Raw genomic sequence first — 12,530 nt, 5'->3', positions numbered from 1 at the left:
TCAGCGATGTTTCCATCCCGAAAGGACTTAGCGCCAGCGTCGGGGCGCCAGGACCACGCGACTTCATCGTCCGCGAACAACCGCGCTCGTCTTTCGCGAGCCGTCGCGTCCACCGCATCTCACCGCGCGTTCGTGACGTTGCGCAACGCCCCTCTCATCGGGTGAGACGCGCGGAGTTAAATCATTGATTTGCCCGACGACGGAAGCGGAATGTTTTTCGCGTCAGGGCTGGACAGACTTTCGTCCTGATTTGCCCGTCGGGTTGTTATGTCGCACCCAACGCAACCACATCGTCATTGCGAGCCACCAGGACGGCGCGCAGCGCCGCCCGATGGCAGGCTCCTCGAAGCAATCCACAGCTCCGCAAGCGGAGGCGTGGATTGCTTCGTCGCTGCGCTCCGCGCAATGACGATGACGATAGCAGGGCGCCAATCGGCCCATGCGCCCGTCAGCCTTGCATGGCCGTGGGTTGATCCGCTGTGGCGGCTGACGTAAGCGTCGGCGATGACCAAGCCGACCATCGGCGCCAATGCTCCAACCCAGAAATCGGATGCGAAACCGGCCCTGCTCGGGGTCGCCTGCGGCCTTGGTGCGGCGTTGTGCTGGGCGCTCGGCTTCGTCTCGACACGGCACGGGCTCAAAGTCGGATTCACGCCTGCGGACCTGCTGATGCATCGCTACGTGTGGTCGGGCATCGCGTTCCTGCCGCTCGTGCTTCGCGCCGGACTAGGCAATCTCTGCGGCATCGGATGGGGCCGTGGACTGGTGCTGATGGTGCTCGGCGGACCCGTGATGTCGATCATCAGCTATACCGGATTCCTGTTCGTGCCGCTGGGGCATGGCAGCCTCATCCAGCCTTCCTGCGCGACGCTCGGCGGCCTGTTTCTCGCCGCCGCCTTGCTGAAGGAGCGGGTTTCGTTTTCGCGGGTGTTGGGGGCGGTCGTCATCGTCGGCGGCCTTGCCGTGATCGGGGCTGAATCGATCGGCCATATCGGGCCCGACGGCGTGCTGGGCGACCTGATCTTCGTTCTGACCGGATTGATGTTCGCGGTCTTCGCCACGCTGCTGCGCCGTTGGCGCGTCTCCGCCTTCTCCGCGGCCACCGTCATCAGCGTGCTGTCGCTCCTGCTGCTGCCGGTCTATGCGGCATCCGGCGGGCTCGGCCGCGTGGTGGCGCTGGGCCTCGGCGAAAACGCGCTGCAGGCCCTGGGGCAGGGGATCTTGGCCGGCCCCGCGGCGCTGTATCTGTTCGCATTCTCGGTCCAGCTTCTCGGCGTCGCCCGCGCCGCCGTCTTCCCGGCGATGGTGCCGGCGCTGACCCTGCTCGTCGGCTGGCTCCTGCTCGGCGAACCTCCAACCGCGCTACAGGCGACGGGGCTGGTCGTGGTGCTGTCCGGATTCTATCTGGCGCAGCGGCAGCGGTAGAGGGCGCAGGCAGATTAGCCGAAGGCGCAATCTGCCGCTTTGGCTGATAACGGCGGATTGCGCTGCGCTAATCCGCCCTAGGCGCTGATACATTGGCAACCGCTCAGATCGCCAAGCAGCAATGCGTGAATGCCTGTCGTGCGCGATATCGCGACTGCCGTCATCTGAAACAGCTACCATCGTTCGAGTGTCGGGGCGTCTACCAGGACTGCACCCGATACACTTGCAGTGGTTCAGGACCGGGATGATCGGGTTGCCTTTTGCGGCCGTCAGCGGCAACGCCAGCGTCAGGCGGGTTAGCCACCGGGTCCGCGCTTGGCGCGGCCCGATGACAGGCTCCGCGTAACCTGCCGACCTGAGAAGAGTGAGCGGCGGAATCCGGTTTACGAGAACGCGCCTAACATCCGCCGATGCCGCCGAAGAGATCGGCTGAGCCGGCGGTGCCGGCCGTTGACGGTATCGCGCCCAGACAGCGCGAGCTCGATGAGGCACCGCCGCCAGCGCCACCCGCGCCTGACGTGGCGTTGGGCGTGACGGTTCGCGTGTTGGCGCCAATGCCGCCCACTGGTCCCGTTGTCACCGCGGTAGCGCCTGCCTCCGCCGGAATCTGGTAGGTTGGGGCGCCGAGCGGATCGGACGCGCAGCCGAACGCTGTCAGATTGGCGCTCAGCGATACGCCGGCCGGACAGGGCACCGCCACGGGCGCAACGCTACTGAAGCTTCCTCCCGTTGCCCCGGTCACTCCCTGGCCGGATGGCACGATCGCCCCGGTCGCCGTGCTCACCGCGTTGGTCGGGGAGTTGACCTGCGCGCCGGTTTGAGCACTGACCTGAGGGGTCGGCTGCGTGCCCACCGACGAACTCACTTGCGCGTGAGCGGTGGCAGACACGCCAAGCCACAGGGTGACCGCAAGGATGAGCATTCGTTTCATCGTGCTCTCCTGTCTTGCCGAAGCGACGATGAGGTCGTGATACGGCTCCCGCCCGCCCGTTGCTTCAAACGCCTCCGACGCAGAGGGGTTCCCTGGGACTGAGCCTCAGTGCGTAGGGCGGGTTAGCGAAGCGTAACCCGCCGACGTACGGAGAGTGAGCGGCGGATTACGCTGACGCTAATCCGCCCTACGGGCTGCGCTCGGCGAGGACGACGTGACGGGGGAGACGGTGGAATAGCCTTGAGTGGCCCGCTCATGCGGGCGCCACGGCGCCCGGCGTCCCGGCGTCCGGCGGGCCAGCAGGCCCGCCCGTCGAAGGCGGTTTCGAGCCCTTCTTGGGGTCGGGAAGGTTCGCCACCCAAACCAGCATCGCGGGCTCGCCAACGAAGATGAGCGGCCATGCAATGAACGGGTGCTGGTGCCACAACAGCAGACCTCCCACCCAAAGAGGGGCCGTAACCATCGGAATTCCGAACGAGAACCCGATGATATCCTCCCGTTTCTTCTCGAACATCCAGGCGAGTATCGCGGCTTCGCCGAAGAACATGAGCGGCCACGCGAGGTACGGGAGCTGCAACCACAACAGCAGAATTCCTGCCCAGATGGCGAGCGTAAACACCGCGATTCCGACCAAGAACTCGCCTATCTCACGCCGGTTCTTCGCGAGGAAATTGACGACGCAATCGATTCCGGCGTGCCGGACGACCTCGCACAACCCGAACCCGGCCACGGCGCAAAGATTGCTGGCGGCCGGCCCAAGGAATCGGCGCAGGAAGAGATCGAGCCCGATGAACAGGGCCGCCTTGACGAGAGTTTCGAACAGAACACGCATGAGGCTCATTCGCGCACCCGCTGAAGGTTTGTTCCCAGCAAGAAAGGCCGCAAGACGAGGATTCGTTCCTCGGTGGGCGATGGGCGCTAGGGTGGCCCAACTCCGCGCCTGCAGGCGCCCGAGCGCCCGTGTCACACAGCAACTTTCCGCGATCCGCTTCAACTCCTGGGCAACCGTACTAGACTCCGGATGCAGGGGAAATCCACGATGGTGGCGGCCTATCCGGTCGGAAGCCGTATCCAGCGTGCGGCAAGCCGATGAAGCTGGTCGCCGACGAGAGAGGCCATGAGCGGTACGTCTGCACGAGTTGTGATGACCCGTTGCAAGACCCAGCCGCCCGAGGGTGGGTGAACAGCCCACTAAGACCGCCCGAGAAGTGAGGGCGCACCTTCTCGCAGCGCGTCGCGCTCCCGACAGAGGTCGTCGACTTTCGCCCGCATGCGTGACAGCAGGAGCTCCGCCGCCGTCGGGACGCAGGCCCGCTGTAGCATCCGTATCTCGCGCTCCTGGGCGCGGATCTGTCCGCGCATGGGGCGATCTCGTTGAGCACCCAGTCGAGCTTCGCGGTCTCGCAGTGCGCTCAGATCGTCCGGTAAGTCGCCGAATTTGCGGATCGGCTTGGCGTCTCCGAATTCGCTGGTCGCCGGATCGCCGGTCCGGCTGAAGGCGTGGCACGCTTTTTCGACCGGAGGGGCGGATGCTTACGCGCCTTTCTTCTTCTTAGGCACTGTCCCACCATTGAGCAGTTGTGCGGTGTAGGTGCCCAGAAGAACCGAGCGGTCTTCGACGAACTTCTCGAAGTTGTCCTCCCATGTCGAGGCTGGGAGGAAATTTGCCTCTTCGATGTCCTCGATGTCGTCGCCCATCCTCTTACAGTAGCTCTTGTAGATGCTATCCATCAGGTAGGCGACGCGTTCCGGATCCCAGACGAAACCGCGCTGGAAGTTTGGGACGCGCATGCGCCCCGCCGATAGCTCCTCAATGATTTTGCGGATATTTAGCGACTCGGCCACGAATCCCCCAGATGTTTTCCTTAGAAGTTGCAGCAATGCACGCGAGAAAATGGCTTAGCAAGCAAGAAGCCCCGTGGTTATCGTGACAAGCCCCTACGACGTCGCGATGCTCTGCGTGCGTACCGCGAGGCGATGTCGACCGAAATCTCCAGTTAGGTCGCGCGTTTTGCTGTCGCGTTGAACTCAGTGAGCTTCAGGTCGTGCCGGCGTTCCGGGTCCCTCTGCCATAGCTGCCAAGATAGAAACGTCCACAAAGGGTTGGGGAGAGGATCTGAGTACACAGACCCGCTTCGAATATTGACCAGTCTGTAGTTGCCGCCGTAGAAATTATCGTGGGGAGCCGCACGAATAAGCAGCTCGCTTCCAATCGATACGATGACGCCGGGAGTTTCCCATGAGTTGTGACCTGTAGGGTCTAACTTATCATCGAGTTCGAAACGCGCGTTCGATGCGTATTGCAGAACGGACGGATTGTTCTGCCAATTCTCAGCAAATATCACTGGCGAACGATCCTGAAACGTTGCGTTCAACCAAACGAACGATCGAACTCCATTGGAGGAATGGTCTGTGACCAACGCCCACTTGACGCCGTCATACCGCGCGATCCCAACGATAGAACCGGCCGTGGCGTCCTTCAATGAAACGGTTGAAGGAGCCGGGAATACATCTACCATGTCTATCCCTTCATTCGCGCCTGAGGCCGGAACGTCCGCACTTTGGACACCGCTCCATACGGACGATTTTTCTCTCTGTATTCAAGGCAATGATATCTGATTAGCCTACTCATGATCGATTCCCGCTTGAGATGTGAATTCACGCCACAATGCGTCCGCAACTTGAGCAGCTGAGAGTTGCTCGTCGTCCCTCGATCGAGTCATGAAGGTATCAAGTCTTAGATAAAGTTCGTATTCGCTGGCCATTACGTAAACAAATCCATTAGCTGTATTTGCTGGTGCGCGACGTCCGTACGAGTATGAAATCTCTCCACCGAATGACTCGCCAGTATCCGCATGAATAGTGATGTGAGCTTCGCGGTCTCGATTTCCCTTGTTGAGGATGGTGCAAGAGAATGACAGATCGTTCATTTGCTCAAAGCGGGCTCGAATGGAATCATCGATGCCATTGAGTTCATCGATCGACTGCCGAAAAAAGTCTCGAATTGATCTGAATGCCTGCTCGCGAAATTCGTCGCGATCAATGGCATCGAATTCCTTCTTTAGTCGATAGCGTCTCGGCTCACGAGGCGGAGCCATGGGTGGGGACTCACCTTCATCGGCAACGCCTAATTTCGACGGCTTTTGCGTCGAACAGAGGCGCCGTAATTCTGTTACTACATCAAGATAGGCAACGTTTTCGTTCGTCCAGGTGGAAATCGGGATCCCGTCTTTTGGAAGTGCCTTAAGCTTGCTAAGCGGAGTTGATTTCCAGTCGCAAGGTTCAAGAATGACCGGAATAACACGCAAAGTGCTCGCGGCGTGACGCTCAAGAGCCCTTTCCATTTCTTGCTCGTAACAATAGTTCGAAGCGAGAAAGTCCGGACTCACAAGAGGCAGAAAGATATCCGCTTCGCTTAGGTTCAAAATGATTTCGTCATCGATGCTTGCGCCAGCCAAGATTTCACGATCGTACCAAGCCGAGATTTTCTTCTCTCGTCTCAAAGTTGCGAGATGAACGTGGAGTCGCTGCAGCGCTTTTTCATCGCGATGGGAGTACGATATGAATGCCTTAGACATCTTCAGCCCCGATCGTTGACTTACGCCCTTTACGATTTTCTCGTTTTGTTCGCTCGAATAAAGAACGGCGCTAAGTTGCGCCGTTCTTCTTCTTGCATCCTAGTCAGCTACACCCCGTCGTGCTGCCGCACGTGTCGCACTTCATACACGTCCCATTCCGCACCAGCGTGAAGTTGCCGCACTCCGAGCACATCTCGCCTTCGTAGCCCTTGGCCTTCGCCTCAGCGCGGCGTTCCGCCTTCGTCGGGGCGACGGCAGCGGCGGTGCCGGCCTTGCTCCAGTGCCCCACCTTTTCCGCCGGCGAGAGGTCGTGCTCCGTCTCCTGCTTCAGCGCCACCGCGCCTTCGAGGGTGTCGGAGATGCGGGACGTCGCGCCTTGCGAGGAGAGGGCGGTGACGCGGGAGCCGCCGGCGGGGGCGTTGTCGGTGGTCTGGCTGACTGCGGTCGAGCCGCCGCGCATGACGACGAGGTTGTCGGTGCGCGAGCGGGTGAGGCCGCGTGACAGGTACTTCGTCGCCTGGTGCTGCGGGCCCTCCGGGTCCTTGCCTTCCTCGACGCCCTTGCCGAGCGCGTCGAAGCCGCTCTCGTTGGGATCGACATGGGCGAGGTCGAAGCGGGCGAGATAGCTCACCGCGAGCTCGCGGAAGACATAGTCGAGGATCGAGGTCGCGTACTTGATGGAGTCGTTGCCCTGCACCGGGCCCGCGGGCTCGAAGCGGGTGAAGGTGAAGGCGTCGACATATTCATCGAGCGGCACGCCGTATTGCAGGCCGAGCGAGACCGCGATCGCGAAGTTGTTGATGAACGAGCGGAGCGCGGCGCCTTCCTTGTGCATGTCGATGAAGATCTCGCCGAGGCGGCCGTCGTCATATTCGCCGGTACGGAGATAGACCTTGTGGCCGCCGACCACCGCCTTCTGGGTGTAGCCCTTGCGGCGGTCCGGCATCTTCTCGCGCTCGCGCATCACGACGATGCGCTCGACCAGCTTCTCGACGATCTTCTCGGACACCTGCGCGGCGCGCGCGGCCATCGGCTTCTCGTAGAGCGCCTCCACCGCATCGTCCTCGTCCTCATCATCAGAGATGAGCTGCGAGTTGAGCGGCTGCGACAGTTTTGAGCCGTCGCGGTAGAGCGCGTTGGCCTTCAGCGCCAGCTTCCAGGACAACAGGTAGGCGGACTTGCAGTCCTCGACCGTGGCGTCGTTCGGCATGTTGATGGTCTTGGAGATCGCGCCCGAGATGAACGGCTGCGCTGCCGCCATCATGCGGATGTGGCTCTCGACCGAGAGATAGCGCTTGCCGATCTTGCCACAGGGGTTGGCGCAGTCGAACACCGGATAGTGCTCGGCCTTCAGATGCGGGGCGCCTTCCACCGTCATCGCGCCGCAGATGTGGACGTTCGCCGCCTCGATCTCGCGCTTGGAGAAGCCGATCGCCGAGAGCAGGTGAAGCCGGGGGTGGCAATCGCCTCCGCGCCGATGCCGAGCGTGTCGCGGATGAAGTCCTCGCCGAATGTCCACTTGTTGAAGGCGAACTTGATGTCGAAGGCGGTCGGCAGCGCCTTCTCGACCTTCGCAATCGCCTCGTCGGTGAACCCCTTGGCTTTCAGCGTGGAGGCATTGATGCCCGGCGCGTTGGACAGCGAGCCGTGGCCGACGGCGTAAGCCTCGATCTCCGCGATCTCGCTCTCGCGATAGCCGAGCGCGCGCAGCGCGGCGGGCACCGCCTGGTTGATGATCTTGAAGTAGCCGCCACCGGCGAGCTTCTTGAACTTCACCAGCGCGAAATCGGGCTCGATGCCGGTGGTGTCGCAATCCATCACCAGGCCGATGGTGCCGGTCGGCGCCACCACCGTGGTCTGGGCGTTGCGATAGCCGTTGATCTCGCCGAGGGCGAGCGCATCGTCCCAGGCCCTGGTCGCATGCGTGACGATGTCGGCTTGCGGGCAGGAGGCGTGGTCGAGCGGCACCGGGTTGACCGCGAGCGCCTCATAGCCGGCCGCGTTGCCATGCGCGGCGCGGCGGTGGTTGCGGATCACCCGCAGCATGTGGGCCGCGTTCTTCTTGTAGCCGGGGAAGGTGCCGAGCTCGCCCGCCATCTCGGCCGAAGTCTTGTAGGCGATGCCGGTCATCACGGCGGTCAAGGCGCCGCAGAGCGCGCGGCCTTCCTTGGAGTCATAGGGGAGGCCCATGGTCATCAAGAGGCCGCCGATATTGGCGAAGCCGAGGCCCAGCGTGCGGAATTCGTAGGAGAGCTCCGCGATCGCCTTCGAGGGGAATTGCGCCATCAAGACCGAAATCTCGAGCACGATGGTCCAGAGCCGGCACAGATGCTCGTACGACTCGATGTCGAAGCGCTTGGTCGTGGTGCTGTAGAAGGTGAGCAGGTTCGCGGACGCCAGGTTGCAGGCGGTGTCGTCCAGGAACATGTATTCCGAGCACGGATTGGACGCACGGATGTCGCCGGACGCCTTGCAGGTGTGCCAGTCGTTCATCGTGGTGTTGAAGTGCAGGCCCGGATCGGCCGAGGCCCAGGCGGCGTAGCCGATCTTCTCCCAGAGATCGCGCGCCTTCAGCGTCTTCGTCACCTTCCTGTTGGTACGAGCGATCAGGTTCCAGTCGCCGTCGGTCTCGACAGCGCGCAGGAAATCATCCTTCAGCGACACCGAGTTGTTGGAGTTCTGGCCGGAGACGGTGAGATAGGCCTCCGAATCCCAGTCGGTGTCGTAAACGTCGAACTGGATGTCCTTGTAGCCTTGCCTGGCGAACTGGATCACCCGCTTGATGTAGTTGTCGGGCACCATGGCGCGGCGCGCGAGCTTGATCTCACGGCGCAGGGCAGGGTTCTTCTCGGGATCGAAGCAGTCGTCGCCGCTTCCTTCGCAGTTGACGCAGGCCTTCAGCACCGCCTTCAGGTGCTTCTGGTTGATCTTGGAGCCGGTGACGAGGGCGGCGACCTTCTGCTCCTCCTTCACCTTCCAGTCGATATAGGTCTCGATGTCGGGGTGATCGATATCGACCACGACCATCTTGGCCGCGCGGCGGGTGGTACCGCCAGACTTGATCGCGCCGGCGGCGCGGTCGCCGATCTTGAGGAAGCTCATCAGGCCCGACGAGCGGCCGCCGCCGGACAGCCTCTCACCTTCGCCGCGCAGGCGCGAGAAGTTCGAGCCGGTGCCGGAGCCGTATTTGAACAGGCGCGCCTCGCGCACCCAGAGGTCCATGATGCCGCCGTCGTTGACAAGGTCGTCCTCGATGCCCTGGATGAAGCAGGCGTGCGGCTGCGGATGCTCGTAAGCCGACTTGGATTTGGTCAGCTTGCCGGTCTTGTAGTCGACGTAATAGTGGCCCTGGCCGGGGCCATCGATGCCGTAGGCCCAGTGCAAGCCGGTGTTGAACCATTGGGGCGAGTTCGGCGCCACCATCTGCTTTGCGAGCTGGTAGCGGATCTCGTCGAAGAAGGCTTGGGCGTCTTCATCCGAGGAGAAATAGCCGCCCTTCCAGCCCCAATAGGTCCAGCAGCCAGCGAGGCGATCGAACACCTGCTTGGCCGAGGTCTCGCCGACATAGCGCTCGCTCTCAGGCAACAGCGTCAGCGCCTCGGTGTCGGGCACCGAGCGCCACAGGAAGGCAGGGACAGTCTCCTCCTCGACCTTCTTCAGGCGCGCAGCGACGCCGGCTTTACGGAAATATTTCTGGGCGAGCACGTCGGAGGCGACCTGCGACCAGAACTCGGGCACCTCGACATTCTCCGCACGGAACACGATGGAGCCATCGGGATTGCGGATCTCAGACGTGGTCAGCCTGAAATTGATCCCGGCGTAGGGAGATTGTCCGGCCGTGGTGTTGCGCCGTTCGATAAGCATGCGTCGTGCCCCGTCTTCTGCCCGGCCCCCATTGCCGCAGGGGTGATCCGGAAATGTTATTCCTAGAGCGAGCCCCTGGTCCCATCCTTCCGTCCAAAGGGTGGGGGGCCAGAGCCCCGCAAGCTCAGCCGGTGGACCGGCCTGTTTCTCTCGATCGCCGGTATCGGCTGGTACCGATCCGGCGACGGCATGTCCCTGACCGGCCCAAGCGGACCGTTCGGGTCATGCGTTCAACGCCTCAAAACTCGTAACGCGACAGGTCACCAATGGGCCTCTTCCGGCCCGTTATTGGCGTCCCAAAATGCCCGGGAAATTCCGGGAGGAATTTCCGAAATCGCGGGCAGCAAAGCCCTTCACCCGCAGCCTGTTCGGCTGACGGAGTGGTCGTTCTGGACCCTTTTGGGAGCGACCGGCGGGGACCCGAAACACACTCGCGCCGAACAAAAAGAAAGCTAGGCCAAGTCCGTGACGCTCGTCAAGGATTAGTACGAGTTTCTGAATCAAATACTAAATATGGTGGAAAAGGGAGGAAAACAGGGGGCATGCCGCGCCTGTGATCCGGCCAAGTATCAGTGAGTCCTCAGGGATTCCCAAGAGAAAAAAATCTCATGGGTGCTGTGGAACAACGGCTTCGCCCGCTTTTCACAGGGCAGGTATTTTTGGCGCCTGATGGATTGAATTCCGAAGACTCACGTGAGCTTACGGAGAAACTACGGGCAGGCATGCTGGCGGGCCCGTGGTCCGCCGCCCAAATCGAAGGCATGGTCGCCGCCGATTCCATTCCCTGCCGGGCTCCATGACAGAATCAAAACCGACCGCGCGCGGCCGACTCGCGCCTGCGGGCTTCCTGTTCCTCGCCGTCACTTCGGTGGGCTGGGGCTTCAACTGGCCGGTGACGAAGTACCTGCTGAGCGAGCTGCCGCCGCTGACGCTGCGCGGCGCGACCGGCGTGGTCGGGGCCGTGCTGCTGGCCGTGCTTGCGGTCGTTCGCGGGCAGAGCCTGTCGGTCGGGCGCGCGATGTGGCTGCGCTTGATGCTGGCGTCGCTACTGAACGTCACCGGCTGGATGGTGCTGATGGGGCTCGCGCTGCTCTGGCTGCCGGCCAGCGAAGCCGCGCTGATCGCCTACACCATGCCGGTCTGGGCCTCGTTGCTGGCCTGGCCGGTGCTTGGCGAACGGCCGACGCTGCTCCGCACGATCGCGCTGCTGATGGCGTTTGCCGGGCTCGCCGCCATCATGGGCAGCAACGGAATTGCTGCGAGCCGCGAAAAGCTGCCGGGGATCATCATGGCGATTATCGGCGCCTTCGGCTTTGCGCTCGGCGCGGTGCTCGCGAAGAAATTGCCGTTGAAGATGGAGCCGATCCCGGCGGCGGCCTGGCAGATTGGGCTCGGCTGCCTGCCGGTGGCCGTGGTCGGTCTTCTCATCGAGACCTCGCATCTTGATCGCGTGACGACACTCGGCTGGTGGCTGCTCGTCTATTCAATCCTGATCCAGTTCTGCATCGCCTATGTGAGCTGGTTCGCCGCGCTCAGGCGGTTGCCGGCCTCGATCGCGGCGATCGGCACCATGGCGGTCCCCGTGATCGGCGTGGTGGCGTCCGCAATCGCGCTGGGCGAGCCGCTCGGGCCGACGCAGGTCGCAGCGCTCGTCTTCACGCTCGCCGCCGTCGTGCTGGCCACACGGTCCTAGAGCGTGATGATCTTTCTTCGAATCATCACCCCGCTCTATCTTTTTGCTTGAGCATGATCTTTTCGGAAAACCGGTGTCCACTTTTCCGGATCATGCTCTAGCTGATCGACCGCCTTGTGTCGTTACTTCAAGAGGCGGGACGATGCCGCTGATTGAGCGAGGCATTCGTTGACGGTGGTGATCAGCGCCTCCGGTGTGAATGGCTTGCGCAGGCAGCGCGCGGCGCCGAGCTCGAGGGTCATGCGCAGGAAATCCGGCGCTCGCTCGGCGTTGGCGAAGGCGTAGCCGGACATCGCGATGATCGGGATGTCGGGCGCGCGCTCATGAAAGATCCGGATCGATTCGAAGCCGCTCATATGCGGCATGAAGACATCGATCAGCATCACATCGAAGCCTCGATCCTCGAGCGCGACCATCCCGGCCTCGCCGCTGTCGGCGACGGTGACGTCAAAACCCTTGCGCTTCAGACAGACCTCGATGGCGGCGCACACCATGGGGTCATCATCGACCACGAGAACGCGCGGCACGACGGATCCTTTTGTTGAGATGATATCTGCGGATGCCGACCCGCACGGCCGACTCGTTGATTAAGGCGCAAGCGCGATAGCACGTCTGCAAGATGCCGTGCATATGAGATTCGCTTGCGAGCTAATTCACGTTCGCGAAACTGAAGGCAACCTCTCAACAAAAAAGGGCGGCTTTCGCCGCCCTCTCTCACGCAAGAAGAATCAGCCGGTCAGGGGCAGGGATGACGCTGACCGTCATAGCCGAGATAGGTGCCCGACGCCGGGTCGTAGGACTTGTAGCGCTGCTGGCAGTAGGCGACGTCACCGCCGCCAGGCGCGACCGCAACCGCAGCGCTGTCATCGTAGTAGCCGTCGTCGTAGTAGCCCGCTCCGTATCCATAGCCGCCATAATAGTCGTCGTAATAGGCGCTCGACGCGAGCGCGCCGCCGATCACGGCGCCTGCAGCAACGCCGGGCCAAACTCCGTAGCCGCGGTGACCATAGCCGCCGCGCCAGCCGGGCCGATACCCACC

General features: G+C 62.3%; 9 protein-coding genes and 1 pseudogene. 2 read left to right on the top strand and 8 right to left on the bottom strand.

All coding sequences use genetic code 11. The annotated features are described in order from the left end of the window. Positions 1-504: 504 nt before the first annotated feature. Entirely contained in the window at positions 505-1,425 is a 921-nt protein-coding gene (locus tag CWO89_RS31540) for a DMT family transporter (RefSeq protein ID WP_130582413.1), read from the top strand. A gap of 397 nt (positions 1,426-1,822) precedes the next feature. Here CWO89_RS31540 and CWO89_RS31535 read toward each other — a convergent pair whose 3' ends face one another. The 6 genes and pseudogenes from CWO89_RS31535 to CWO89_RS31510 all read right to left on the bottom strand — a co-directional run bounded on the left by CWO89_RS31535 (position 1,823) and on the right by CWO89_RS31510 (position 9,798). After that, on the bottom strand, positions 1,823-2,356 hold the full coding sequence (locus CWO89_RS31535; protein ID WP_130582412.1) for a hypothetical protein: 534 nt from the start codon (positions 2,354-2,356) through the stop codon (positions 1,823-1,825). Positions 2,357-2,609: 253 nt separating this feature from the next. After that, positions 2,610-3,323 carry a hypothetical protein gene (locus CWO89_RS31530; protein WP_130582411.1) on the bottom strand — a complete coding sequence of 238 codons (714 nt, stop codon included), beginning with the start codon at positions 3,321-3,323 and terminating at the stop codon, positions 2,610-2,612. A 566-nt stretch (positions 3,324-3,889) separates the two neighbouring features. Continuing rightward, on the bottom strand, positions 3,890-4,201 hold the full coding sequence (locus CWO89_RS31525; RefSeq protein WP_130582410.1) for a DUF262 domain-containing protein: 312 nt from the start codon (positions 4,199-4,201) through the stop codon (positions 3,890-3,892). 152 nt (positions 4,202-4,353) lie between these two features. Beyond that, positions 4,354-4,875 carry a hypothetical protein gene (locus CWO89_RS31520; RefSeq protein ID WP_130582409.1) on the bottom strand — a complete coding sequence of 174 codons (522 nt, stop codon included), beginning with the start codon at positions 4,873-4,875 and terminating at the stop codon, positions 4,354-4,356. Between the two features lie 105 nt (positions 4,876-4,980). Then, the gene (locus CWO89_RS31515) at positions 4,981-5,934 is read right to left on the bottom strand and encodes a toll/interleukin-1 receptor domain-containing protein (protein WP_130582408.1); all 954 of its coding nucleotides are present in this window, start codon (positions 5,932-5,934) and stop codon (positions 4,981-4,983) included. 103 nt (positions 5,935-6,037) lie between these two features. Next, positions 6,038-9,798, bottom strand: a pseudogene (locus CWO89_RS31510) (vitamin B12-dependent ribonucleotide reductase). A 796-nt stretch (positions 9,799-10,594) separates the two neighbouring features. Between CWO89_RS31510 and CWO89_RS31505 the strand changes: the two are divergent. Continuing rightward, entirely contained in the window at positions 10,595-11,491 is an 897-nt protein-coding gene (locus CWO89_RS31505) for a DMT family transporter (RefSeq protein ID WP_130582407.1), read from the top strand. Between the two features lie 122 nt (positions 11,492-11,613). Here CWO89_RS31505 and CWO89_RS31500 read toward each other — a convergent pair whose 3' ends face one another. After that, complete coding sequence (locus tag CWO89_RS31500; RefSeq protein ID WP_130582406.1) at positions 11,614-12,018, bottom strand: response regulator; 405 nt, start codon at positions 12,016-12,018, stop codon at positions 11,614-11,616. Positions 12,019-12,227: 209 nt separating this feature from the next. Further along, on the bottom strand, positions 12,228-12,530 hold a 303-nt coding region (locus CWO89_RS31495), incomplete at its 5' end, for a BA14K family protein (RefSeq protein ID WP_130582405.1).

This window comes from Bradyrhizobium sp. Leo170 (genome assembly GCF_004296405.1).
In the GTDB taxonomy this organism is placed as follows: domain Bacteria; phylum Pseudomonadota; class Alphaproteobacteria; order Rhizobiales; family Xanthobacteraceae; genus Bradyrhizobium.
The sequence above is the reverse complement of the archived record's forward strand: the minus strand, read 5'-3'. Positions and strand labels throughout refer to the sequence as shown.